At 62.3% G+C, this 26,363-nt stretch carries 15 protein-coding genes; 5 read left to right on the forward strand and 10 right to left on the reverse strand.

Going from position 1 to position 26,363, the window contains the following annotated elements; genetic code table 11:
- Nucleotides 1-58: 58 nt before the first annotated feature.
- From glgB to ACSSVH_RS13165, 4 genes are all read right to left on the reverse strand, one after another.
- Complete coding sequence (glgB, locus tag ACSSVH_RS13150; RefSeq protein ID WP_492634684.1) at nucleotides 59-2,287, reverse strand: 1,4-alpha-glucan branching protein GlgB; 2,229 nt, start codon at nucleotides 2,285-2,287, stop codon at nucleotides 59-61.
- Between the two features lie 43 nt (nucleotides 2,288-2,330).
- Complete coding sequence (gene treS, locus ACSSVH_RS13155) at nucleotides 2,331-5,645, reverse strand: maltose alpha-D-glucosyltransferase (protein ID WP_492634685.1); 3,315 nt, start codon at nucleotides 5,643-5,645, stop codon at nucleotides 2,331-2,333.
- Between the two features lie 155 nt (nucleotides 5,646-5,800).
- Nucleotides 5,801-7,774 (reverse strand): alpha-1,4-glucan--maltose-1-phosphate maltosyltransferase, encoded by a 1,974-nt coding sequence (locus ACSSVH_RS13160; protein ID WP_492634686.1) that lies wholly within the window; start codon nucleotides 7,772-7,774, stop codon nucleotides 5,801-5,803.
- Between the two features lie 369 nt (nucleotides 7,775-8,143).
- Nucleotides 8,144-8,638, reverse strand: a complete 495-nt coding sequence (locus ACSSVH_RS13165; RefSeq protein ID WP_170041372.1) for an MgtC/SapB family protein — start codon at nucleotides 8,636-8,638, stop codon at nucleotides 8,144-8,146.
- A 121-nt stretch (nucleotides 8,639-8,759) separates the two neighbouring features.
- On the opposite strand from ACSSVH_RS13165, the gene ACSSVH_RS13170 reads away from it, so the two are divergent.
- The 5 genes from ACSSVH_RS13170 (at nucleotide 8,760) to ACSSVH_RS13190 (ending at nucleotide 13,981) form a co-directional block, all read left to right on the forward strand.
- Nucleotides 8,760-8,999 carry a DUF3203 family protein gene (locus ACSSVH_RS13170; protein ID WP_169951784.1) on the forward strand — a complete coding sequence of 80 codons (240 nt, stop codon included), beginning with the start codon at nucleotides 8,760-8,762 and terminating at the stop codon, nucleotides 8,997-8,999.
- A gap of 195 nt (nucleotides 9,000-9,194) precedes the next feature.
- Nucleotides 9,195-10,610 carry a cytochrome c oxidase accessory protein CcoG gene (gene ccoG, locus ACSSVH_RS13175; protein ID WP_170057305.1) on the forward strand — a complete coding sequence of 472 codons (1,416 nt, stop codon included), beginning with the start codon at nucleotides 9,195-9,197 and terminating at the stop codon, nucleotides 10,608-10,610.
- Nucleotides 10,611-10,743: 133 nt separating this feature from the next.
- Nucleotides 10,744-12,153: a GntR family transcriptional regulator MpaR gene (mapR, locus tag ACSSVH_RS13180; protein ID WP_492634687.1), complete on the forward strand. Its 1,410-nt coding sequence runs from the start codon at nucleotides 10,744-10,746 to the stop codon at nucleotides 12,151-12,153.
- Between the two features lie 95 nt (nucleotides 12,154-12,248).
- A complete protein-coding gene (locus tag ACSSVH_RS13185) occupies nucleotides 12,249-12,710 on the forward strand; it encodes a hypothetical protein (protein WP_492633280.1) in 462 nt (153 codons plus the stop codon).
- 125 nt (nucleotides 12,711-12,835) lie between these two features.
- Nucleotides 12,836-13,981, forward strand: coding sequence for a GGDEF domain-containing protein (locus ACSSVH_RS13190; protein ID WP_492633281.1), 1,146 nt, complete (start codon nucleotides 12,836-12,838; stop codon nucleotides 13,979-13,981).
- A 41-nt stretch (nucleotides 13,982-14,022) separates the two neighbouring features.
- Here the strand turns inward: ACSSVH_RS13190 and ACSSVH_RS13195 are convergent, their stop codons facing one another.
- From ACSSVH_RS13195 to ACSSVH_RS13220, 6 genes are all read right to left on the reverse strand, one after another.
- The gene (locus ACSSVH_RS13195; protein WP_170041369.1) at nucleotides 14,023-14,769 is read right to left on the reverse strand and encodes an SDR family oxidoreductase; all 747 of its coding nucleotides are present in this window, start codon (nucleotides 14,767-14,769) and stop codon (nucleotides 14,023-14,025) included.
- Between the two features lie 87 nt (nucleotides 14,770-14,856).
- Nucleotides 14,857-16,938, reverse strand: coding sequence for a putative bifunctional diguanylate cyclase/phosphodiesterase (locus ACSSVH_RS13200; RefSeq protein WP_432754159.1), 2,082 nt, complete (start codon nucleotides 16,936-16,938; stop codon nucleotides 14,857-14,859).
- A 364-nt stretch (nucleotides 16,939-17,302) separates the two neighbouring features.
- Entirely contained in the window at nucleotides 17,303-18,772 is a 1,470-nt protein-coding gene (locus ACSSVH_RS13205; RefSeq protein WP_492633282.1) for an efflux transporter outer membrane subunit, read from the reverse strand.
- Nucleotides 18,769-21,876, reverse strand: a complete 3,108-nt coding sequence (locus ACSSVH_RS13210) for an efflux RND transporter permease subunit (protein ID WP_169951798.1) — start codon at nucleotides 21,874-21,876, stop codon at nucleotides 18,769-18,771. The genes ACSSVH_RS13205 and ACSSVH_RS13210 overlap by 4 nt, the downstream gene beginning before the upstream one ends.
- On the reverse strand, nucleotides 21,873-24,974 hold the full coding sequence (locus tag ACSSVH_RS13215) for an MdtB/MuxB family multidrug efflux RND transporter permease subunit (protein WP_170041366.1): 3,102 nt from the start codon (nucleotides 24,972-24,974) through the stop codon (nucleotides 21,873-21,875). The genes ACSSVH_RS13210 and ACSSVH_RS13215 overlap by 4 nt, the downstream gene beginning before the upstream one ends.
- Nucleotides 24,971-26,275 (reverse strand): MdtA/MuxA family multidrug efflux RND transporter periplasmic adaptor subunit, encoded by a 1,305-nt coding sequence (locus ACSSVH_RS13220; protein ID WP_492633283.1) that lies wholly within the window; start codon nucleotides 26,273-26,275, stop codon nucleotides 24,971-24,973. Before ACSSVH_RS13220 ends, ACSSVH_RS13215 begins: the two co-directional genes overlap by 4 nt.
- Nucleotides 26,276-26,363: the final 88 nt, after the last annotated feature.

A 26,363-nucleotide genomic window follows, 5' to 3' on the forward strand; every position in this document is an offset into this window, starting at 1 on the left:
ATTGGTAACAACGTTCGTCAGATCATCCCAAGGAGCCGGCTGGCCGGCCCCTGGGGTTTCATTCCTGGCCCAGGATCAGCACCCCCAGTGGCGGTAGATTCAACGCCAGTGACACCGGCTGCCCATGGCGCGGCTCGTCCTGGGTAAAGACTTCACCGCCATTGCCGTAGTTGGAGCCGGAATAGGTGTCGGCATCACTGTTGATCAGCTCTTTCCAAGTGCCGGCAAAGGGCACGCCCACCGTGTACGCCTCGCGGGGCACCGGGGTGAAGTTGGCCACCACCAGCACCGCCTTGCCGTCCTTGCTCCAGCGCAGCCAGGCATAGACGCTGTTGATCGCGTCGTCGCCAATCAACCACTGGAAGCCCTGGGGCGCGGCGTCCTGCTCGTGCAGCGCCGGCTCTTCGCGGTACAGGCGGTTGAGATCGCCCACCAGTTTTTGCACGCCGCGGTGCTCCGGGTATTGCAGCAGGTACCAGTCCAGTTGCTGGTCGTGGTTCCACTCGCGCCACTGGCCGAATTCACAGCCCATGAACAATAGCTTTTTGCCGGGGTGCATCCACATGAAGCTCAGGTAGGCCCGCAGGTTGGCGAATTTCTGCCAGCGGTCGCCGGGCATCTTGTCGATCAACGAGTGTTTGCCGTGCACCACTTCATCGTGGGAAATGGGCAGCACAAAACGTTCGGACCAGGCGTACACCAGGCCGAAACTCAGCTCATTGTGGTGATGGGCGCGGTACACCGGGTCTTGCTGGATGTAATGCAGCGAATCGTGCATCCAGCCCATGTTCCATTTGTAGTTGAAGCCCAGGCCGCCCTGCTGGGTCGGCTGGCTGACGCCCGGCCAGGCCGTGGACTCCTCGGCGATCACCAGGGCGCCGGGGGCTTCCAGGGCCACCACGTCATTCAAATGCCGCAGGAAGTCGATGGCTTCGAGGTTCTCGCGCCCACCGTGGCGGTTGGGCACCCACTCGCCGGCCTTGCGTGAATAGTCGCGATACAGCATCGACGCCACCGCATCCACCCGCAGCCCATCGATATGGAAATGCTTGAGCCAGTGCAGCGCCGAGGCCAGCATAAAACCGTGGACTTCGGTGCGCCCCAGGTTGTAGATCAGCGTGTCCCAATCCTGGTGGAAACCTTCCAGCGGGTTGCCGTACTCGTACAGCGCAGTGCCGTCGAACTGGGCCAGGCCGTGGGTATCGGTGGGAAAATGCGCCGGCACCCAGTCGAGAATGATGCCGATGCCTGCCTGGTGGCAGGCGTTGACGAAGGCGCCAAACTCATCCGGTGAGCCGAAGCGCGCGCTGGGCGCAAATTGCGACAGCGGCTGGTAGCCCCAGGAACCACCGAAGGGATGCTCCATGATCGGCATCAGTTCGATATGGGTAAACCCCAGTTGCTGCACATAGGGGATCAGCCGCTCGCCCAGCTCGCGCCAGCCGTATTGGCGTGACACTTCGCCCAATTCGTCGAGCTCGCACTGCCAGGAACCCACGTGCAGTTCATAGATCGACAACGGCGCACTGGGCGCCTGGCGTTCGCCACGGGCTTGCATCCAGGCTTCATCTGCCCAGTCCACTTGCAACGGTGCGGCGACTTTCGACGCCGTGTCGGGCGGCAACTGCGTGGCCAGGGCCATGGGGTCGGCCTTGAGCGGCAGGATGCCGCTGGCGCCGAGGATTTCGTATTTGTAGGCGGCGCCCGGTTGCAGGCGCGGGATAAAGATCTCCCAGACCCCGGCGGGATGCCGCAGGCGCATCGGGTGGCGGCGCCCGTCCCAGATATTGAAGTCGCCGACCACCGAAACCCTGCGGGCATTGGGTGCCCACACGGCAAAACGCACGCCCTGGATACCCTCCACACTCATCACCTGGGCGCCCAGACAACTGCTCAGGTCGCGGTGATTGCCCTCGGCAAACAGGTACAGGTCCATCTCGCCAAGCAACTGGCCGAAGCTGTAGGGGTCTTCGGTGATCTGCTCGCCGCCGGCCCATTGGATCTTCAGCAGGTAGCCCTGGCGCGTGGAGACATGCCCGATAAACAAGCCAGGGACTGGGGTCGCGTCGAGGCTGCCGAGCACATCGCCGCTGTCGCGGGCCAGCACCAGGACGCTCAAGGCTTCCGGCAGGAATGCACGGATAACCTGGCCGCCCTGCTCATCGTCATGGGGGCCGAGGATCGCAAAAGGATCCGGATGTTCGGCACGCACCAGGGCTTCGATATCCTTGGGCGCAGGCATGACAGCGAACTTCGATTGCAGCGGTTCTTTATGTGTAAAGCTCATGGTTTCTCCCACCTTGACGTTCGCGCGCTTGGACTGAACGTCATTAATAACCTTGCAATAACCCGTGCAATCCGCGTAAAGGCACCGCCAACCAGGTCGGGCGGTTCTCTGCCTCGTAGGCCACTTCATACGCAGCCTTCTCCAGGCTGAACAGTGCCAGTGCCGCATCCGCCCCTTTGGCATCCTGCCAGCCATGCGCCAGTGTAGACGTAGCCTGTTGATACGCCTGGATAAATGCCTGGCGAGCTTCACTCAGGTAACGATCGGCGACACGCTGGCGTGCCGCATCGGCGTCGGCCGAGTGATCCAGCCCCTGCCCTTGCACATTCAGGGCCATGGCGCCGGCATAGTCGAACGAGCGCAGTACGCCGCTGACGTCCTTGTACGGGCTGTGCTTGCCCCGGCGCTCGTGCAGCGGCCGTGCAGGTTCGCCTTCGAAGTCGATCAGGTAGGCATCGCCCTTGACTACCAGCACCTGGCCCAGATGCAAATCACCATGGACCCGGATACGCAAGCCGCCCACCGTGGCTTTCGCCAGGTCCTGCACATGGCTGGCAATCGCCTTTTTTTGCCCCAGCAGTTGAGTGACCAACGCCTGGTCGGCGGGGTTCAATTGGGTTTGATGCTGTTTGAGCAACTGCAAGGCGCGTTCAATCTGCGCCCCCACCTGTTTGGCCCAGCCCTGGCTGTCCTTGACCGAGGTGACTTCAGGCTTGAAGTCCGGGTTGGCCGTTGGCGCGGCCAGCACCTGGTGCATTTCCCCCAGCCGCTGGCCGAGCAACCCGGCGAAATCTGCCAGTTCACCCAGGGCGTTGTAGTGCTGCTCCTGCTCGGAGATCGCTTCGGCCAGTTCGTCGCGGATCGCCCGCTCCAGGTTGTTCTGGGTCCAGGCCCAGGCGTCGCCCTGGTTACTGAGATAGCCCTGGGCAATCATCAACAGATTGTCCTCACCCGCGGCATCGCGCCGGATCACCGAGCCCAGCAATGGCGAGATATGCCTGTAGCCGGCGGCGGTCAGGTAGGCGCCCATTTCCAGTTCCGGGTGAACCCCGGCGCTGACTTTGCGGATCAACTTGAGCACCAGGCTTTCGCCGACCACCACCGAACTGTTGGACTGCTCGGCCGCCAGGTAACGCACTTGCAACTCATCGCCTACCGGCAAGTCGGCCAAGTGCGGGGTGGGTTCGAAACGAATCTCGCCGTCGCTACTGCTGAGCACCGTTTGGGCGCGCAGGCCGTCGATGACGGCACGGATATAGCTGTCGAGGCTGAAGGCATCGGTGATCAGGCCCACCTGGCGCACCCGGCGCACCCGGGCCAGGGCCAGTTGTTGCGGCAAGGCACTGGTGAACTGGTCTTCGCCGAGCAAGCCGAATGGCAGTTGGTAACGGCTGGTCTGCCCGCCGCTGGTCACTTCAATCTCGCTGAGCAATACCGGATGCTGGGCATCGCCAAAGCGCACGCCATAGGCGATATGCACACGGTCGATGGCCGAGTCTTTATTGGCAAACCAGCGCCGGTTGGGCAGCCAGCTGGGCAACGAGGTCTGCTCCAGGGTGGTGCGGCACGGCGTTTCGAGCAACTCTTCGAGGCGTTTTTTCAGGACCAGGGTTGTGAAGTCCGGCAGGCTCTGGGCCGGTTCCACATGCCAGCTGGGCATCTGGTTTTCGGTAGCCAGCACGAACCAGTAGAAGCCATAAGGAGGCAGGGTCAGGAGAAAATTCAGCTGGCCAATGGGCGGGAAGGCGTTGCCCCCGAGCATTTCCACCGGAACCATGCCGGCAAAGGCTGACAGGTCCAGCTCCGCCGCCTGGGCCGTGCGCGACACGTTGGCCACGCACAGGATGATTTCGTGCTTGCCATCGACGCCGGTGTATTCGCGGGTGTAGGCCAGGATCCGGCGGTTGCTCGGTGAGAGCATTTTCAGGCTGCCGCGCCCGAAGGCCTTGGACTGCTTGCGGATCGCCAGCATGCGGCGGGTCCAGTTCAGCAGCGAATGGGGGTCCTGGGCCTGGGTTTCGACGTTGACCGACTGGTAGCCGTAGAGCGGGTCCATGATCGGTGGCAGCACCAGGCTGGCCGGGTCGGCACGGGAAAACCCGCCGTTGCGGTCGATGGACCATTGCATCGGCGTACGCACGCCGTCGCGGTCGCCGAGGTAGATGTTGTCGCCCATGCCGATTTCATCACCGTAATACAGGGTCGGTGTGCCGGGCATCGACAGCAGCAGGCTGTTGAGCAGCTCGATGCGGCGCCGGTCGCGTTCCATCAGTGGCGCCAGGCGCCGGCGAATCCCCAGGTTGATGCGCGCGCGGCGGTCGGCGGCGTAGTAGTTCCACAGGTAGTCGCGCTCCTTGTCGGTGACCATTTCCAGGGTCAGCTCATCATGGTTGCGCAGGAAAATCGCCCATTGGCAGTTGGCAGGGATTTCCGGGGTCTGGCGCAGGATATCGGTGATCGGGAAGCGATCTTCCTGGGCCAGCGCCATGTACATGCGCGGCATCAGCGGGAAGTGGAAGGCCATGTGGCATTCATCGCCGTCGTCGCCCTTCTGGTCGCCAAAGTACAGCTGGGTATCTTCCGGCCATTGGTTGGCTTCGGCGAGCAGCATGCGGTCGGGGTAATTGGCGTCGATCTCGGCACGGATCTGCTTGAGTACATCGTGGGTTTCGGGGAGGTTTTCGTTGTTGGTGCCGTCGCGCTCGATCAGGTAAGGAATCGCGTCCAGGCGCAGGCCGTCGATGCCCATGTCCAGCCAGTAGCGCATCACCGACAGCACAGCCTTCATGACTTGCGGGTTGTCGAAGTTGAGGTCCGGCTGGTGGGAATAGAAGCGGTGCCAGAAGTACTGGCCGGCGACCGGGTCCCAGGTCCAGTTGGACTTTTCGGTGTCGAGGAAAATGATGCGGGTGCCGTCGTATTTCTGCTCGTCGTCAGACCACACGTAGAAATCCCGCGCGCTGGAGCCGGGCTTGGCCTTGCGCGCGCGCTGGAACCACGGGTGCTGGTCGGAGGTGTGGTTGATCACCAGTTCCGTGATCACCCGCAGGCCGCGCTTGTGCGCCTCGGCGATAAAGCGCTTGGCGTCGGCCATGGTCCCGTAGTCGCTGTGCACGCCACGGTATTCGGCGATGTCATAGCCATCGTCACGGCGTGGCGAGGGGTAAAACGGCAGCAGCCAGATGGTGTTCACGCCCAGGTCGGCGATGTAGTCGAGTTTGGCGATCAACCCGGGGAAGTCACCGATGCCGTCGTTGTTGGAGTCGAAATAGGATTTGACGTGAACCTGGTAAATCACCGCATCTTTGTACCAGAGCGGGTCTTTGATAAAGGTGGCAGCCTTGGGTTTCTTCGCCATTGGAAACTCCTGGAAAATTCAAAAAAATTGACAGACAGGACGTGGTCAATGTGGGAGCGGGCTTGCCCGCGATAGCGCTGGATCAGTTGATGGATACGTGACTGACACACTGCTATCGCGGGCAAGCCCGCTCCCACAGTTGATCTGCATCCGACTCAAGACTGGGTGACGCGCCAGATGCCAAACGGCATATGGGGCTCGATGCGCATCCATTGGGTCTTGCCGTACCAGGTCCAGCGATGGCCATTCATCAGGTCTTCGCCCTGCACCTGGGCGTCGTCCGGCAGGCCCATCTCCCACAGCGGCAACTCAAAATGCGCCTCCTGGGGGTTGAACGGGTCGAGGCTGACGGCGATCAGGATGAAGTTGCTGCCATCCTCGCTGCGCTTGCCGAAGTACAGGATGTTGTCGTTGAAGGCGTTGTAGAGCGTCAGGCCCAGGTGTGTCTGCAGCGCCGGGTTTTGCCGGCGGATGCGGTTGAGCTGGGCGATCTCGGCGATGATGTTGCCGGGGGCGCTGAAGTCCCGGGGGCGGATCTCGTACTTTTCCGAGTCCAGGTATTCCTCCTTGCCCGGCACTGGCGCGCTTTCACACAGTTCAAAGCCCGAGTACATCCCCCACAGGCCCGAGCCCATGGTGGCCAGTGCAGCGCGGATCAAAAAGCCCGGGCGCCCGGATTCATGCAGAAAGCCTGGGTTGATGTCCGGTGTATTGACGAAAAAGTTCGGCCGGTAGCACTCACGCCAGGGCGACTGGTTGAGTTGGGTGAAGTACTCGCTGAGTTCGGCCTTGGTGTTGCGCCAGGTGAAGTAGGTGTAGCTCTGGGAGTAACCGACCTTGCCCAGGCGCGCCATCATCGCCGGGGTGGTAAAGGCCTCGGCAAGGAAGATCACCTCGGGGTGCTGGGCCCGTACGTCGCTGATCAGCCATTGCCAAAATGGCAGCGGCTTGGTGTGGGGGTTGTCGACGCGGAAGGTCTTGACCCCCTCCTCGACCCAGCCCAGCACGATATCGCGCAACTCCAACCACAGGCTGGGGATCGCATCGGCGGCATAGAAGTCAACGTTGACGATGTCCTGGTATTTTTTCGGCGGGTTTTCCGCGTATTTGATCGTGCCGTCCGGGCGCCAGTTGAACCAACCTGGGTGTTGCTTGAGCCACGGGTGGTCCTGGGAGCACTGGATGGCAAAGTCCAGGGCGATCTCCAGGCCATGCTCGGCGGCGGCGGCTACCAGGCGGCGGAAATCTTCGCGGGTGCCCAGTTGCGAATGGATCGCGTCGTGGCCGCCCTCCTCGCTGCCAATCGCATAGGGACTGCCGGGATCCTCGGGGCCGGCGCTCAGGGAGTTGTTCTTGCCCTTGCGGTGGCTGCGGCCGATGGGGTGGATCGGCGGGAAGTACAGCACGTCAAAGCCCATGTCGTGGATCATCGCCAGGCGCGAATGCACGTCATTGAACGTGCCGTGGCGCGTCGGGTCATCGGTGATCGAGCGCGGGAACAGCTCGTACCAACTGGCAAACAGCGCTTGGGGGCGCTCCACATCCAGTGGATACACCGGGCTGATGCTCAAGTAGGGGCGCAAATCGGCCTGGGCCATCAGCTGTGCACTGTGTTCGTGCAAAAACAGCGCGACCTGCTCGGTTTCCAGCAGCCCGGACAGTTGGTGATGCAGTTGCTGCAAGTGCTCCTGCAGCTCACCTTCACTGCGTTCAGCGGCTTGCAAGACCTGCTGGCGGCCTTCCTGCAGCTCCAGGCTGACAGGAACCCCGGCGGTGTGTTTTTTACCCAGTTCGTAGCAGAAACTGGCGAAATGATCGATCCAGGCCTCGATGCAATAGTGGTGCGGGCCCTGCTGGCTTACACCAAAGGTGCCTTCCCAGGTGTTGTTGCCCTTGTCTGCCATGACCGCGCTGTGCCAGTTGTCTTCACTCAACGACCGCCAGCGAATCAACACGGCCAACTGGTCATGCCCGTCAGCGAATACCTTGCTGGTAACGTGGATGGTTTGCCCTTGCACGGCCTTGACCGCGAATGCACCGGCATCAATCACCGGCATGGTGTCTTCAATGGCGATCCTGGGCAGCAACAGTGCCTGGGACAGCGGTAATACGGGTATTTCAGCCGTCATCGAGCATCTCCCCTTACGCCCCATGGACGCTCTTGTGCTTGATTGTCTGTGCAGCAGGCGGGCTCTTCCCGGGCGGGCCGTATAAGGTCCGAGCCCGGTGGCCGACGGAAAGTTCAGATGGATGTGCCGCCACCGGGCGGGAATCAATCGGCCATGGCGGTTGTCCACCGATTGAGCAAAGCACAAACGAGGCCACCGCGATGAATATCCCGATTCCTGCCCAAACCCCTGACCCGAACATTGATAAGCCTACCTTGCCGCCGACCGAGCCAGAGCCGATTCCTCAGCAGGAGCCGCCGCAAAGCGTGCCTGCGGCAAAGGAAGAACCGCCGACAACGATACCGCCGGTCATCGTGTAGGCGCCCGCAGCTAGGGCTTGTCCAGCAGCTTCACAATCCTTGGCATCACGCTGAACACCGCGAGCGCCAGCACGGTGCTCAGTACCGCGGTGGACTCCTTGCCCAGCCCCGCCGCCACCCCGATGGCGGCGGTCATCCACAAGCCGGCTGCGGTGGTCAGGCCCTTGACATGCTGGCCGGCCTCTTCCTCCTTGCCCTTGAGGATCGTCCCTGCGCCCAGGAAGCCGATGCCGGCGATCACCCCCTGCACCACCCGGCTCATGGCGTCGGCCTGGGAACCGCCCATCTGCGGCACCAGCACAAACAAGGCCGCACCCATCGCCACCAGCATATGGGTGCGCACGCCGGCGGCCTTGCCTTTTTGTTCGCGCTCAAACCCCAGGATGCCCCCCAGAATCGCGGCAATCAGCAGGCGCACGGTGATTTGCGTGAGTTGCCGCGCATCGCCGATATCGGCGAATTCGCTTTGCAGGGTTTGCCAGACTTCTTGCCACCAGGCGTCCATGGTCCTGTCCTTTTCGTAGGGGGGATAAAGGATGGACAGCAACGACCGCCAGTCAGTTGCGCCGAACCATTGGCCCGTGTGCGTCACCTAACGAACAGCACCGATCAACCAGGAGAAGACCATGCCCGTACGTATCGAAAACCAGACCTGCTACTTCAAGATCGACGACAGCGGTGAAGAGCAACGCCTAAGCGTGCTGGAGGTGACGGTGATTACCGACAGCGAAAAATCGATGTCGGCAGTCGAGATCGACGGCCAGCGCATCTACATCACCGAGGCACAAGCCGACGCCCTGACCGTCGCCGGCGCCATTGACGGGCGCAAGCACCTCAAGGCCAGCGCGGGTGATTCGGTGATTTGATTGATCTGGATCAGCATGCCGCGTGCACTGTTGATCCAGGCACCGGCCCCACGGCTTGCGGGGTGCTGCACATTGTCGCAGCGCCGGCGCAAAAACCCATCTGATCCGCTTTTTATCGATTTACCTGAGTCTGTTATGCAAACAGATCGCGTCGCATAGTTCATCTGCCTGATGGAGGCTGATGAGCGAAAGACCATGAGCGATAGAATCCCCGTCCGATTAGTAGAACATTTCGAGCCTGCACATCCAAAGAAGATGAAGGCCAAATCCAGCGACAACCAGATCCATACCCGCAGTTTCACCGGCCTGTTCCGCACCTTGCGCGTAAGCGGTGCAGGCTTTCTGTTCCTCGCGTTTTTTGGCACTGTGTGGCTGAACTGGGACTCACGCCAGGCCGTGCTGTGGGACTTGGCTGAAAGCAAGTTCCATATTTTTGGCGCGACCTTCTGGCCCCAGGACTTCATCCTGTTGTCGGCGCTGTTGATCATCTGTGCCTTTGGCCTGTTTGCGATCACCGTGTTTGCCGGCCGCGTCTGGTGTGGCTACACCTGCCCGCAAAGTTCGTTTACCTGGCTGTTCATGTGGTGCGAGAAGGTCACCGAAGGCGAGCGAAACCAAAGGATCAAGCTGCAGGCCGCGCCCTGGGGCGTGAACAAACTGGCGCGCCGGGCCGCCAAGCACACGCTGTGGCTGGCGATCAGTGTGCTGACCGGCCTGACCTTTGTCGGCTACTTCACGCCGATCAGGCCCTTGGCCCAAGAGCTGCTGACCTGGCAGATGGGCGGTGTCAGCCTGTTCTGGGTGCTGTTTTTTACCGGCGCCACTTACATCAATGCCGGCTGGCTGCGCGAGGCGGTGTGCATGCACATGTGCCCCTATGCGCGGTTTCAGAGCGTGATGTTCGACAAGGACACCCTGACCATTTCCTACGACGCTGCCCGTGGCGAAAGCCGTGGCCCGCGCAAGCGCGAGGTGAACCCGGCGGACGTTGGCCTGGGCGACTGCATCGACTGCCAGTTGTGCGTGCAGGTCTGCCCTACCGGCATCGATATCCGCGACGGCCTGCAAATGGAATGCATCGGCTGCGCGGCGTGTATCGATGCCTGTGATTCGATCATGGACAAGATGGGCTATGCGCGAGGCTTGGTGGGCTATACCTCCGAGCATCAGTTGCAAGGCGGCAAGACCCACCTGCTGCGGCCACGCTTGATCGGCTACAGTGCGGTGCTGCTGGTGATGATTGCGGCTCTGGTGATGGCATTGGTGCAGCGGCCGATGGTGTCGCTGGACGTGACCAAGGACCGCGGGATGTTCCGCGAGAACAGCCAGGGGCTGATCGAGAACATCTACAGCCTGAAGATCATCAACAAGACCCAACAGCGCCAGGACTACCGCCTGGAACTGGTGGATGGCGAGGGCTTTGAGCTGCAAGGCAAGACCGAAGTCAGCCTGGCGCCCGGGGAAATCACCGATGTGCCGGTGTCGGTGGCACTGACCAGTGACAAACCGACCAGCAGCTCGCAAACCATCCGCTTCAAGGTGACGGATAGGGATGAACCAAGTGTTTATAGTGTCGCCGACAGCCGTTTTGTGGCGCCGCTGAACCGCTGAGCCCGCAAGCCCCCCTGTGGGTGCGGGCTTGCCCGCGATTACGCTGTGTCAGTCAAACTATCGGCTACTGACACACCGCCATCGCGGGCAAGCCCGCTCCCACGTTTTGACCTGTGTAGAACCTAGGATCACGATGAAACGCTACGAGAAATTTGCCGACGACATCGCTGAACTGATCCGCTCCGGCGTCCTCGGACCGGGCCAGCGCGTGCCGTCGGTGCGCTATGCCAGCCAGACTTACGGCGTCAGCCCGTCCACGGTGTTCCAGGCCTATTACCTGCTGGAGCGCCGTGGCCTGATCCGGGCGCGGCCGCGTTCAGGGTATTTCGTCAATACCCATGCGCCCAGCCCGTTCTCGGAGCCGGCGGTCAGCGCCCATGTCCACGAATCCACCGAGGTGGACGTCAGTGAGCTGGTGTTTTCGGTGCTCGATTCGATCAAGGATCCGCAAACCGTGCCCTTTGGCTCGGCCTTCCCCAGCCCGACGCTGTTCCCCCTGCAACGCCTGGCCCGCTCCCTGGCCAGCGCCAGCCGCGAGATGGACCCGCGCATGGTGGTCACCGATATGTCGCCGGGCAACCCGCAACTGCGCCGGCAAATCGCCCTGCGCTACATGGTCGGTGGCCTGATGCTGCCCATGGAAGAACTGCTGATCACCAACGGCGCCCTCGAAGCGCTGAACCTGTGCCTGCAAGCCGTTACCGAACCGGGCGACCTGGTAGCCATCGAGGCCCCGGCGTTTTATGCCTGCCTGCAAGTGCTGGAACGCCTGAAGCTCAAGGCGGTGGAAATCCCCGTGCATCCGCGCGATGGCATTGACCTCAAGGTGCTGACCCAGACCCTGGAACGCTACCCGATCAAGGCGTGCTGGTGCATGACCAGCTTCCAGAACCCCATGGGCGCCACCATGCCCGAGGCCAAGAAGCAGGAGTTGGTCGAGTTACTGCGTGGGCATCAGGTGCCGCTGATCGAAGACGATGTGTACGCCGAGTTGTACTACGGCCAACAGGCGCCCAAACCCGCCAAGGCCTTCGACACAGAAGGCCTGGTGATGCACTGCGGCTCCTTCGCCAAGAGCCTGGCACCCGGCTACCGCGTCGGCTGGGTGGCCGCGGGCCGCTATGCGCAGAAGATCGAACGCTTGAAATTGATGACCTCGCTGTGTGCCTCGATGCCGGCCCAGGCGGCGATTGCCGACTACTTGCAACACGGCGGCTACGACCGGCACCTGCGCAAACTGCGCTATGCCCTGGAAGAACAGCAAAGCGCGATGCTCGCCGCCATCGGCCGTTACTTCCCGGCGCAGACCCGGGTCAGCCAACCCGCCGGCGGCTACTTCCTGTGGCTGGAACTGCCGGAGCAGACCGACTCGTTGAAGCTGTTCCAGATGGCCCTGGCCCAGGGCATCAGTATTGCGCCGGGGCCGATTTTTTCACCGACCCAGCGTTTTCGTAATTGCATCCGTCTGAATTACGGCAGCCCTTGGGACGAGTCGGCGGAAAAGGCCATGGAGACGCTAGGGCGGATTGTCCGTTCGTTTTGAAAGACACCTTGAAATAGATCAGCCAGCCGCTGCCGTAGGAAGGCACCCTCCGGCAGTTTAGGATCAGCCTCTTTTTACTGAAGAACAGAGGCGCCATGAAAAATACCGTACTGCCATTTTTTTCTTTTCCATTGCCCATCCCGCCCCATTACATGCGTGTCGCAGAGCAGCGCGAAGTTCGCCAATTGACTGCGCCAATGGGACGCCCTGCCGGGGATCACCGCTCGGCAGAGAGGATTATTGAACAGAGTTCGGTGCTCAGGCGCTACCTCGAGGGGAACGACCGCTGGCAACTGGAGCTTGACCTCAAACGGCACGTGGGTGACTGGACGCACGCCAATCCCGACCCGGATGCGCGCGCCAATGCAGCCTATGATCTGGACAAGGTGCTGCGCTTTATCGACAACCTGGACGAGTGCAAGCTCAAAGGCAGCGAGGAGCGCAACGGCAAGATCGACGGTTTTTCCGACTTGGGTGTGGTCATCCTGCCCAACTCAGAGGCTGACCGCCTGGACCAGTTTGCCCGCAAAGGCTACCCGGTGTTGCACTCCTTCTAAGGGTGGCCCGCTATTGAGGCGCTGGCCGGGACTTGCGCACTTCAAAGACAAACGCATAGTGGCAGCCGGCCAGCTCAGCTAGACTTGCGCACAGAGTCACTTCTAGAAACGCTGTGTGAGATTCCATGGTCGCTCATACCCCCACGCTTTTTGCCTGTGTCGCGTTAGTGGCGACGATCATGGCGTTTTGTCTGATTCTGGTCGGCCAGTTCAACCAGCGTGATGGCTTGCTCACCATTGGCGTCGGTTTGTTGGCCCATGCCTTGGCCTACATTGGCTACAGCTCCTACGGGCATGCCCCATTGTGGTTTACCTACGGTGCCGCCAATACATTGTTGGCGGTGGCGCTGGCTTTTTATGGGGCGAGTTTATTTCGCATCGTTGAGCTGCCAGTGCCCTGGTGGCGGGTATTCGCCCCCGCTGGATTGATGCTGGTGCTGATGGCAAGCCTGATCGAAACCCTGGAACCGCGCATGCTCGCTGCCACGCTGGTTTTGATGGTGCAGTGCGCGTTGATCATCCACTGGACGCGCCGCTACATCCCGGCCCATGGCCGTGCAAGGATGTTGCTGATCATTGGTTCGAGCATTAGCCTGATTGGCTTGGGCATGCGCGTGGTGGCTGTGCTCGGCGGAGGTGCTGCCCAGATGCGTTATGACGTCAGCAACCTCAAGCAAACCATCTCGGTCAGCATCGGCACGTTCACCGCAATGATGATTTCTCTGGGGTTGGTGCTACTGGCCAAAGAACGCAGCGAGTCACTGCTTCAGCATCTGGCCCAGCGCGATGTGCTGACGGGCATTCTCAATCGTCGCGCCATCCTTGAGCAGTTTTCCACCGAACTGGAACGTGCACGCCTGGGCAATGCCTACCTGGCGGTGGCGATGGTCGACATAGATCACTTCAAACAGATCAACGATGTGTATGGGCATCTGGCCGGTGATGAGATGATTCGCCACTGTGTCTGCCATCTGACCCAGCGCCTTCGGCATTCCGACAGTATTGGTCGGTATGGCGGCGAGGAGTTTTTGCTATTGCTGCCAGGCACCAGCCCCGAAGGAGCCACAAGTGTCCTCGATCAACTGCGCGCCTCCCTGGCCGAGGCGCCGGCGCATTTTGGGGGGGCAAGCATTGAACTGCGCATCAGTATCGGGGTTTGTTGTGTAGTGCCAGAGCACGCTGATACCACCGCCAGCCTGCTTGCCAGGGCCGATGCCGCGCTGTACGAGGCCAAGGGCCTGGGGCGCAATATGTTGCGGCTGGTGCATTGACGCCCCGCTTGCCAGAGGCGTCCTGCCAACAACGGCGTCGGTTAGCGGCCGCCGCCAAGGTCAACAAAGGTCCCGGTGGCATAGGACGCCTTGTCCGATAGCAGCCAGACAATCGCTTCCGCCACTTCATCCGGGCGCCCGCCACGGGCCATGGGAATTCCCGATTCAAGCTTGCTGACCCGATCCGGATCGCCGCTCAAGGCATGGAAGTCGGTGAAGATGTAGCCAGGGCGTACCGCATTGACCCGAATCCCCTCGCCCGCCACTTCCTTGGACAGGCCAATGGTGAAGCTGTCCAGCGCACCCTTGGACGCTGCGTAGTCGACATACTCGCCGGGGGCACCAATGCGTGAGGCTACCGACGAGACATTGACGATGCTACCGCCCTGCCCGCCATGCTTGGGCGACATGCGCAGCAGCGCATGCTTGGCACACAGGATCGGCCCCAGCACATTGGTCCTGAGGGTTTTCAGGATGCGGAACTCGGACATCTCCTCGACCCGCGACTTATGCCCCACCGTGCCGGCGTTGTTGACCAGCGCGGTGACACGACCCAACTCGGCGTCGACGCGATTGAACAGGCTGATCACTTCGTCTTCGATGCTCACGTCGGCGCGCACCGCAATGGCCTGGGCGCCCAAGGCGCGCACCTGCTCCAGCACGCCCAACGCGGCTTGTTCATCGGATTGGAAGTTGATGCAGATGCGATAGCCCTGCCGGGCCGCCAACAAGGCCGTGGCGGCCCCGATCCCACGACTGCCGCCGGTAATGATGACGACTTTGTCCATGTGTGCTGACTCCCCATTCAACGTGAGCTGTTGGATCCAAGAATACCTGTGCCTGCCAGGTTTTGCATGGACCGGGGTCAATTGATCTCAGGGTCGGGTGAGCCGTTCCTTGGCCTCGATCGCGCTCATGAAGGTATCCGGCGGCAGCGGGTGGCCCAGGTGGTAGCCTTGCAACGAGTCGCAGCCCAGGCGCGTGAGGAAGGTCTGCTGCACATCGGTCTCCACTCCTTCGGCGACGATGCGCAGGCCGAGGGCCTGGCCCAGGGCGACAATGGCCGAGACGATGGCGGCATCGTCACTGTCATGCTCCAGGTCCCGCACAAAACCGCGGTCGATTTTCAGCTCGTTGGCCGGCAGGCGCTTGAGGTACATCAGGCTCGAGTAGCCGGTACCAAAGTCGTCGATGGACAGGTCCACGCCCATCTCCGAGAGCTGCTGCAACACCGTCATGCTGGCATCGGCATCGCTCATGGCCGTGGTTTCGGTGATTTCCAGGGTCAGGCTATTGGCCGGCAACTGGTGGCGTTGCAGGGCGTTGGCCACACTGGCGACCAGCCCCGCATGGCAGAACTGCAGGGCGGACAGGTTGACCGCGATGCGCCAGTCACGATAACCCTGGGCAAACCACACCTGCATTTGCCGGCACGCTTCGTTGAGCACCCAGTCGCCGATGGCGATGATCACCCCGGTCTTTTCCGCAAGTTCGATGAACTTGTCCGGCAGCAACAGCCCATGTTGCGGGTGTTCCCAGCGCAACAGGGCCTCGGCCCCGATGGCGCGGCCGCTGAGCGCGTCGAACTTGGGTTGGTAAAACAGGCGCAGTTGCTGTTTTTCCACCGCATTGCGCAGATCCTGCAACAGTTGCAGTTGGCGGCGCGCGTTGGTGTTCATCGACATATCGAAAAAGCTGTAGCCGTTCTTGCCCATGCTCTTGGCGTGATACATCGCCGCATCGGCATTCATCAACAGTTCCTGGGGGGTTGCGCCGTTTCCAGGAAACAGGGCAATGCCGACGCTGGCGGAGATGTTCAAGTCATGCTCGGCCACCCGGAACGATTGGTTGATCAGCCCCACCTGGCGCTCGGCCAGGCGCAGCGCATCGTCGGGTTGGCTCAATTGCACCAGCAGCACGAACTCATCGCCGCCGATCCGCGCCAGGGTGTCCTGGCTGCGCAGGTCTTCCCGCAGGCGCAGGCCCACCTCGCGCAACAACTGGTCGCCCAGATGGTGGCCAAAGGCATCGTTGACTGGCTTGAAACCGTCCAGGTCGATAAACATCAGGGCAAAACAGCCGCCCTGCTCCGCCACCAGTTGCGTGGCCTGCTGAATGCGATCAGCCAGCAGCGTGCGGTTGGGCAGGCCGGTGAGTGTGTCGTGCAGGGCCAGGTGGGTGAGTTCCTGGTTGGCCAGGGTCAGGGAGTCGGCCAATATCGCGGTGCGCGCCTCCAGGCGTGCGTCAAGCAACGAGGTCAACAGGGCGATGGCCAGCACTGCCAGGGTTGTCACCAGCACCAGATTATCCAGGCCGCTACCGCTCAGGCCGTCCACCGCCGCCCCGCAGAAACTGCCATCGGCAAAACGTGCCGCCGCCATGCCGGTGTAATGCATGCCGACGATGGCCACGCCCATCACCACCGCCGCCCCGCCCCGTGCCAGGCGCACATAGGGGGTGTTGCGCCGCAGGTTGAAGGCAATCCACAAGGCGGCCGCCGAAGCGCCGACGGCGATCAGCAGCGAGGCGCCGAACAGGGTTGGGTCGTAGTCGATCCCCGGCATCATGCGCAAGGCGGCCATGCCGGTGTAGTGCATGGTGCTGATACCCGCGCCCATGATCAGGGCGCCAAAGCCCAGTTGCCAGGCCGGCAGGCGCGGTTGGTTGACCAGCCACAGGGCGAAGCCACTGGACAGGACGGCGATCAACAGCGACAGCGCCGTTATGCCGATGTCGTAGCCCAGGGTAATGGGCAGGCGAAACGCCAGCATTCCGATAAAGTGCATCGACCACACGCCAATCCCCATGGCCAGGGCGCCGCCGCTCATCCACAGGTACACGGTCCGACCTTTGGCCGTGGCGATACGGCCGCTCAGGTCCAGGGCAGTATAGGAAGCGAGGATCGCCACTAACAGGGAGATCAGGACCAGTGCGGGGGAATAACTGCCGGTAAGCATGGGACTTCTCGTGGCTGACGATACGAACGGCGTCCATGCCGTGGAAAAGTCGCAGATTGTAGCGAGAATAATTCTTGTACAGGTGGAATATTGTCACAAGGCCATTACTGAAAATGTATGGCCTGGGGGGGCAAAACTACGCCCTGTGGGAGCGGGCTTGTCGGATCGCCGCATCGCCGCGAAGACGTCGGCCCAGCAAACATTGATGTTGACTGAGCCACTGCTTTCGCGAGCAAGCCCGCTCCCACAAGGGATCTGCGCTTAACTGACTGGCACTAGGGCTTGCCCGCGATGGCGTCAGTAATAACAACTGAGGGTTTATCAGCTGTTCATCCGTTATCGTTGACGACCATCGCCTACAGGGTCAGGGGTTCTCTTGCGGCTCCAACTGGCCATCCCAGCCGCCGCCCAGCGCTGCGATCAGTTGCACACTGGCCACCAGGCGGGTCTGCAGCAAGGTCAGCACGGTGCGTTCGTTGCTCAATGCCGTGGCCTGGACATTCACCACATCCAGGTAGGCAATCAGGCCCGCCTTGTACTGGTTCTGGGTCAGGCGCAGGGATTCGCGTGCCGACTCCAGGGCTTCGTTGCTCACGCCCGCCTCATCTTCCAGGACCTTGAGCTGGACCATGTAGTTTTCCACCTCGCGGAAACCGTCGAGCACGGTCTGGCGGTACTTGGCCACGGTTTCGTCGTAGGACGCTTCGGCGCGGTCGACTTCGGCCGAGCGCTGCCCGCCGTCGAACAGGGTCATCGCCAGTTTCGGCCCCACCGACCAGAAACGGTTCGGCAGGCTGATCCAGTCGGCGTAGGTGCTGCTGGAATAACCACCGGCCAGGCTCAGGGTCAGGTCCGGGTAGTAGGCGGTTTTCGCCACGCCGATATTGGCGTTGGCGGCGATCACCGCGCGTTCGGCCGAGGCGATGTCCGGGCGGCGCTCCAGCAGTTGCGATGGCAGGTTGGCAGGGATCTGCGGCAAGGCGGGAATGTCCTTGCTTACCGCCAAGTTGAAGGTGGCCGGCGCTTCGCCGATCAATACCGCGATGGCGTTTTCCAGCTGCGCGCGCTGCCAGATCAGGTCGATCAGGCTGGCCTGGGTGCTTTTGAGCTGGGTCTGCGCCTGGGCCACCGCGTCCTTGCCGGAGACGCCGGCGCGGTACTGGTTCTGGGTCATTTGCAGCGAGCGCTGGTAGGTCTCGACGGTGGATTGCAGCAAGCGCGTCTGTTCGTCCATGACCCGCAGTTGCAGGTAGTTCTGTACCAACTCCGACTGCTGGCTCAGGCGCATGGCGGCCAGGTCGGCGGCGCTGGCTTGCTCGCTGGCGTTGCTGGCCTCCAGGCCGCGGCGCAGTTTGCCCCAGATATCGGCTTCCCAGCTCACGCCCAACTGGGTGTTGAGGGTGTCGCGGATACCGCTGCTGGAGCTGCTCAAGCTCGCATTGCTGCTGCCGGTGCCCTGGCTGGCGCGGGTTTTCCCGGCGCTCAGGTCGACGGTGGGGAAGAATGCGCCACGGGAACTGCGGGCGGTGGCCTGGGCCTGGCGGTAGCGAGCTTCGGCCTGGGCCACGGTCTGGTTGGCGTTGTTGAGCTTATCCACCAGGCTGTTGAGTTGTGGGTCGCCATACAACTCCCACCAGGCGCCACGGGCCAGGGCATCGCTGGGCGCGGCCTGGCGCCAGCCCTGGGCTTCTTTGTACTGCGCCGGCTCGGCGACTGGCGGGCGTTGGTAATCGGGGCCGATGGCACAGGCGCTGAGGAGCATGGCGCACACAACTGTAGGCGCAAGCTTGCTCGCGAAAAACCGCAGGCCGCTACAAAAGGTTGGGTTGGTCATAACGGAGTGTCCAGGGCAGCATCGGTACGCACCCCGCGCCAGCCGTTGAAACGGTGGCGCAGGCGGTCGAGATAGAGGTAAACCACCGGGGTGGTGTAAAGGGTCAGGATCTGGCTGAAGACCAGGCCGCCGATAATGGTCAGGCCCAGGGGCTGGCGCATTTCCGCGCCTTCGGCGGTGCTCAGCAACAAGGGCAAGGCCCCGAGGATCGCCGCCAGGGTGGTCATCAGGATTGGCCGCAAGCGCAGCAAGCAAGCGCTGCGAATCGATTCCAGGGGCTGCATGCCTTCCTTGCGCTCCAGTTGCAGCGCCAGGTCGATCATCAGGATCGCGTTTTTCTTCACCACACCGATCAGCAAGAACAGGCCCAGCAGCGAGATCAGGCTGAACTCGCCGCCCAGCACGTAGATCGACAACAGCGCGCCGACCCCGGCCGACGGCAGGGTCGAGAGAATGGTCAGTGGGTGGATGTAGCTCTCATACAGAATCCCCAGCACCAGGTACACCGCCACCAACGCGCCGAGGATCATGAACGGCTGGCTTTTCTGGGTGGCGGCAAAGGCGTCGGCGGTGCCGGCCATCTTGGCGATCACGTCTTCCGGTAAGCCCACCTTGGCGATCGCCCGCTCGATGGCAGCCGTACCCTGCTCTACCGTGACCCCGGGGGCCATGTCGAAGGCGATGTCTTCGGAGGCAAATTGCCCCTCGTGGCTGACGCGGTCGTCGGCCAGGCTGTTTTCGTAGTGGGCGATGGTCGACAGTGGAATTCGCGCGCCATCAGCGGTAATCACCTGCACCTGGTTAAGGGTGATCGGGTCCTGGGCGTATTTCGGATTGACCTCCATCACCACCCGATACTGGTTGAGGCTGTCATAGATGGTGGAAATCTGCCGCTGGCTGTAGGCGTTGTTCAGCACCGAGGTGACCATGTTCATGTCCACCCCCAGGCGCTTGGCCTGGTCGCGATCGACAATCAGCGTCACCTGCTGCGCCCCGCGCCCTTCACGAGCGTCGATGGCGGTCAGCTCCGGCAGCTCACGCAGCGCGGCGACCACTTTCGGGTACCACAGGCGCAGGGCGGCCAGGTCGCCACTTTGCAGGATGTAGGAATATTGCGAGGACGTCTGGTCGCGGCCGCCGCCAAATTGCAGGTCCTGGTCGGCCATCAGCATCAAGCGGCCGCCGGGTACCAGCGGCACGGTTTTGCGCAGGCGCTCGATCACCGCCTGGGCCGACAACTTGCGCTCCTTGATCGGCTTGAGGCGCACCAGCATCACCGCGTTGTTGGTACCGTTGCTGCCACCGATAAAACCGGCCACGCTTTCCACCGCCGGGTCTTGCAACACGGCTTTGCGGAAGATCTCCATCTTCGGCTGCATGACACTGAATGACAGGCCATCATCGCCGCGTACAAAACCGATCAGTTGCCCGGTGTCCTGTTGCGGCATGAAGGTTTTGGGCACCACCACATACAGCGCGATATTCACCCCGATGGTGACGAACAGGCTGAGCAGGGTCAGGCGCTTGTGCCGCAGCACCCAGTCGAGGCTTTTGGCATAACCCGAAACCATATGGTCGTTGACCTTCTGGCTCCAGCGCTGCAAGCCGGTCTGCTGGCCTTTGACATGGGGCTTGAGCCAGCGCGCGCAGAGCATCGGGGTCAGGGTCAGCGAGACCACCAGCGACACGATGATCGCCGCCGCCAGGGTGATGGAAAACTCACGGAACAGGCTGGTGACAATCCCGCCCATAAACAGGATCGACAGGAACACCGCCACCAGCGACACGTTCATCGACAACAGGGTGAAGCCGACCTCCTTGGCTCCCAGGTACGCCGCTTTCATCGGCGCGATGCCGTCGTCGATATGCCGCGAGATGTTCTCCAGCACCACGATGGCATCGTCCACCACCAGGCCGGTGGCGAGGATCAGGGCCATCAGCGACAGGTTGTTCAGGGAAAACCCATACAGGTACATGATCGCAAAGGTGCCCACCAGCGACACCGGCACCGCGAGGGTCGGGATCAGTGAGGCACGGAAGTTACCGAGGAACAGGTACACCACCAGGATCACCAGGGCCACGGCAATCAGCAGGGTCATTTCCGCTTCATGCAGGGTGGCGGTGATCACCGGCGAGCGGTCCATGGCCAGGTTGAGCTTGACGCTGGACGGCAACACCGCCTGCAACGCCGGCAACTGGGCCTTGATCTGCTTGACGGTCTCGATGATGTTGGCGCCGGACTGGCGGTTGATCACCAGCAATACCGCCGAGTCGTTGTTGAAGAAGCCACTGTTGTAGCGGTCTTCGACGCCGTCGCTGATCTTGGCCACGTCACTGAGGCGCAACGCCGCGCCGTCCTGGTAGCGGATCAATAGCGGCTCGTAGTCCTTGGCTTTTTCCAGCTGGTCATTGGCCTGGATCTGCCAGTTGCGCTCGCCATCTTCCACCGAGCCCTTGGGCCGGCGTACGTTGGCGTTGGCGATGGTGTCGCGCACCTCGTCCAGGGACACGCCGTACTGGTCGAGGGCCTTGGGCTCCAGTTCGATACGCACCGCCGGCAGGGAGCTGCCGCCGATCTGCACTTCGCCCACACCCGGCACCTGGGACAGGCTTTGCGAGAGGATGGTGGACGCCAAGTCGTAGAGCTGGCCCTTGGGCAATACGTCCGAGGTCAGCGACAGCACCATGATCGGTGCCTGGGACGGGTTGATCTTGCGGTAGGTGGGCATGCTGCGCATGCCGCTGGGCAACAGGTTGCGCGAGGCATTGATCGCGGCCTGTACTTCTCGCGCCGCGCCGTTGATATCGCGGTCGGAGTCGAATGCCAGGATCACCCGGGTCGAGCCCTGGCTGGACGAACTGCTCAGGGTGGTGACCCCGGCAATCGCACCGAATGAGCGCTCCAGCGGCGTGGCCACGGTAGACGCCATCACTTCCGGGCTGGCGCCAGGCAGGCTGGCAGAGACCACAATCACCGGGAAGTCGATCTGCGGCAACGGCGACACCGGCAACAGGCTGAAACTGACACCGCCCAGCAACATGATCGCCAGGCTCAGCAGCATGGTGGCTACCGGCCGGCGAATAAAAGGTCCGGACAGGTTCATGGCTCAACCGGCTCCAGCGCGTCCGGGGTCTTGCGCCAGCGACGGCCAAGGCGGTCGAAGTACAGATAGATCACCGGCGTGGTAAACAGCGTGAGGATCTGGCTCAGCAGCAAGCCGCCGACCATCACCAGGCCCAGGGGCTGGCGCAACTCGGCGCCGGAGCCGGTGGCCAGCATCAACGGCACCGCACCGAACAATGCCGCCAGGGTGGTCATCAGGATCGGCCTGAAGCGCAGCAGTGCAGCCTGGTAGATCGCGGTCTGCGGGTCCAGGCCCTGGTTGCGTTCGGCGTCGAGGGCGAAGTCGATCATCATGATCGCGTTCTTTTTCACGATGCCGATCAGCAGGATGATGCCGATGATCGCAATCATCCCCAGGTCATTGCCCGTGAGCAGCAGCGCCAACAGGGCCCCCACCGCTGCCGACGGCAAGGTCGAGAGGATGGTGATCGGGTGGATGTAGCTCTCGTACAGCACGCCAAGCACGATGTACATGGTCACCACCGCCGCGAGGATCAGCAGCAAGGTGCTCGACAGCGACGCTTCGAACGCCTGGGCAGCCCCCTGGAACTGGGTCTGCACGCCGACCGGCATGCCGATGTCCTTCTGTACCTGGTTGATCAGCTCTACGCCCTTGCCCAGGGCCACGCCGGGTGCCAGGTTGAACGACATCATCACCGCCGGGAACTGGCCGATATGGGTAATCGCCAACTGCGCCTGGCGCTGCTCGATGCGGGCCAGGCTCGACAGGCGCACCTGGCCGCCATCGGTGGTCTTCACGTGGATCTGGTTCAGCGCGTCCGGCCCCAGGCTTTCGCCGGATTGGGCCTGCAACACCACGCGGTACTGGCTGGCCTGGGTGTAGATCGTGGAAATCTGCCGCTGGCCGAAGGCGTCATACAGCGCGTCGGTGATATTGGCTACCGACACCCCCAGGCGCGAGGCCGCATCGCGGTCGATCACCATGTACACCTGCAAGCCTTTGTCCTGCAGGTCGCTGGCCACATCGGTGAGTTCCGGGTACTGGCTCAGGGCCTGCACCAGCTTGCCGCTCCACAGGGCCAGTAGCTCGGCATCCGGGGAGGACATGCTGAACTGGTATTGGGTGCGGCTGACACGGTCTTCGATGGTCAGGTCCTGCACCGGCTGCATGAACAGGCGGATGCCCACCAGTTTATCCAGTGTCGGTTGCAGGCGTGCAATCACCTCGACAGCGCTCAAGTCCCGCTCTTTATGGGGCTTGAGGTTGATCAGCAGGCGGCCACTGTTGAGGGTGGCGTTATCGCCATCGACGCCAATGTAGGAAGACAGGCTTTCCACCGCAGGATCTTCGAGGATGATCTTCGCCAGTTCCTGCTGGCGCTGGCTCATGGCCGCGAAGGAAATCGACTGCGGCGCCTCGGAAATACCCTGGATCACCCCGGTGTCCTGCACCGGGAAGAAACCCTTGGGCACTACCAGGTACAGCACCACCGTCAGGCCCAGGGTGGCGATGGCCACCAGCAGGGTCAGCGGCTGGTGCTTGAGCACCCACTGCAGCTTGCGGCCGTAGGCGGCGACCAGCCAGTCGATCCAGGCGCCGCTGGCCTTGTAGAAGCGCCCCTGTTCTTCTTCCTTGGGTTCGCGCTTGAGCAGGCGCGCGCACATCATTGGCGTCAGGGTCAGGGACACTACCAGGGAAATCAGGATCGCCACGGCCAGGGTGATGGCAAATTCGCGGAACAAGCGCCCGACCACATCGGCCATGAACAGCAACGGGATCAATACCGCAATCAGCGACAGCGTCAGGGAAACCAGGGTGAAGCCGATCTGCTTGGCGCCCTTGAGCGCGGCGGCCAGCGGCGTCTCGCCTTCCTCGATATAGCGGGAGATGTTCTCCAGCATCACGATGGCATCGTCCACCACAAACCCGGTGGCGATGGTCAGGGCCATCAGGGTCAGGTTATTGATGGAGAAGCCGGCCAGGTACATCACGCCAAAGGTGCCGACCAGGGACAACGGCACGGCAATCGACGGGATGATGGTGGCGCTGAAACGGCGCAGGAACAGGAACGTGACCATCACCACCAGGGCAATGGCGATCAGCAATTCATGCTGCACATCGGTGACCGAGGCGCGGATGGTCTGGGTGCGGTCGGTGAGTACCGTCACGTCAAGGCCGGCCGGCAGGTTGTCGGTGATGCTTGGCAGCAGCGCCTTGATCCGGTCCACCACCTCAATCACGTTGGCCCCCGGCTGGCGCTGGATGTTCAGCAGCACCGCCTGGTTTTCATTGGCCCAGGCGGCAAGGCGTTCGTTTTCTGCGCCATCGACGATTTGCGCGACGTCTTTAAGGCGCAGCGGTGCGCCGTTGCTGTAGGCCAGGATCAGTTCGGCATACTGCTCGGGCGATACCAACTGGTCGTTGGCATCGAGCATCGACACCCGGGTCGGGCCGTCGAAGTTACCCTTGGGCTGGTTGACGTTGGAGGCGGCGATCAGGCTGCGCACGTCCGCCAGGTTCAAGCCATTGGCGGCCAGGGCCTCGGGGTTGACCTTGATCCGCACCGCCTGGCGCTGGCCGCCGGCGATGCTGACCATGCCCACGCCACTGATCTGCGCGATTTTTTGCGCCATGCGCGTATCGACCAGGTCGTTGAGCTTGGGCAACAGCATGGTCTTGGAGGTGATGGCCAGGGTCAGGACCGGGGTATCGGCCGGGTTGACCTTGTTGTACACCGGTGGCGCCGGCAGGTCCGAGGGCAGCAGGTTACTGGCCGCGTTGATCGCCGCCTGCACCTGTTGCTCGGCCACGTCCATATTGACGTCGAGGTTAAAGCGCAGGGTCAGCACCGAGGCCCCGCCGGAACTGGTGGACGCCATCTGCGTGAGGCCGGGCATTTGCCCGAACTGGCGCTCCAGGGGCGCGGTGACCGCGCTGGTCATCACGTCTGGGCTGGCGCCGGGGTACAGGGTCATGACGCGGATGGTCGGATAATCCACCTGGGGCAAGGCCGACACCGGCATCAGGCGATAGGCAATCAGGCCGGCCAGGACAATGGCCAGCATGCTCAGGGTGGTGGCGACGGGCCTGAGGATGAACAGCCGTGACAGGTTCATGCGCCGGCCTTTTGCGCCTTGCCGGCGTCAGCCGCCGGGCTGCCTTCGCCTTTCGCCGCGGGTTTGCCCTGCAAATGTTCGGTTGGGGTGGTCGGGACCAGGTTGCTGTCGTTGACCACTTCGATGTCGGTGCCGTCCTTCAGGCGGTCGGTGCCTTCGAGCACCACGCGATCGCCTGCGGCCAGGCCTTCCTTGACCACGGTGTTCTGGCCATCGGTATCCCCAATCACCAGGGTGCGGATCTTGACTTTCTTGTCACCGTCCAGGGCATAAACAAAGGTGCCGTTGGTGCCGAACTGGATCGCCGCCGAGGGAACCAGCACCACGTTTTTCAGGGTGTCGGCCAACAGGCGCACATTGACGAATTGGTTGGGGAACAGCACCTGGTCCTGGTTATCGAAGCGGGCCTTGAATTTCAGGGTGCCGGTGGCGACATCGATCTGGTTGTCCAGGCTCTGCAATACGCCGGAGGCTTGCAGTTGCAGGTCGCCACGGTCCCAGGCCTGCACCGGTAGCTTGTTGCCGCTGCGGTAGCGGGCCAGGACGGTTTGCAGGCTGTTCTCCGGCAAGGTGAATGCCACGCTGATCGGCTGGGTCTGGGTGATGATCGCCAGGGCGGTGGTGTCATTGGCCGCCACCAGGTTGCCGACGTCCAGCTGGCGCAGGCCGACACGCCCGGAAATCGGTGCGCGGATCTTGGTGAATTCCAGGTTGAGCTTGGCGTCATCCACCGCGCCCTGGTTGGTCTTGACCGTGCCCTGGTATTGCAGGACCAGCGCAGCGGCGGTGTCCAAAGTCTGCTTGGCAATACTGTCCTGTTCATACAGGCCGCGATAACGCTCGAGGTCGACCTGGGCGTTCTTCAATTGGGCCTGGTTTTGCAGCAGCGTGCCCTGGGCCTGGAGCAAGGCGTTCTGGTAGCTGCGCGGGTCGATTTCTGCCAGCAGGTCGCCGGCCTTGACCATCTGCCCCTCTTCAAAGGCGATCTTGACCAGCTCTCCCCCCACCCGGCTGCGCACATTGATGGTGTTCAGCGCCGTCACAGTGCCCAGCGCCTTGTAGTACACCGGGAAATCCCCAGTGATCGCGGGCGCGACACGCACGGGCACCGCAGCACCTGAGCCGCCGAAGCCGGGACGCATCATCCCCGTCTTGCTGGTCCGGGCTGCCGGGGCCTCTTTCTGGGCGGCGCCGGTTGGCCAGAACTTCCAGCACAGCACGGCAACAACCAACAGGACGAGCAAGCCAAACAGCCAGCGGCGGGAACTACGGGGGGACGATTGCATGGATTGATCAACCATTGGATGCGAGGGCTTCTACTGTGGGAGGCTGAAAGATAAGCACTGGGGCGCGTTTAGAAAAGCGCCTTTACCGGCTATTTACCTTCGC

It is taken from the genome of Pseudomonas sp. HC1(2025), assembly GCF_058742075.1.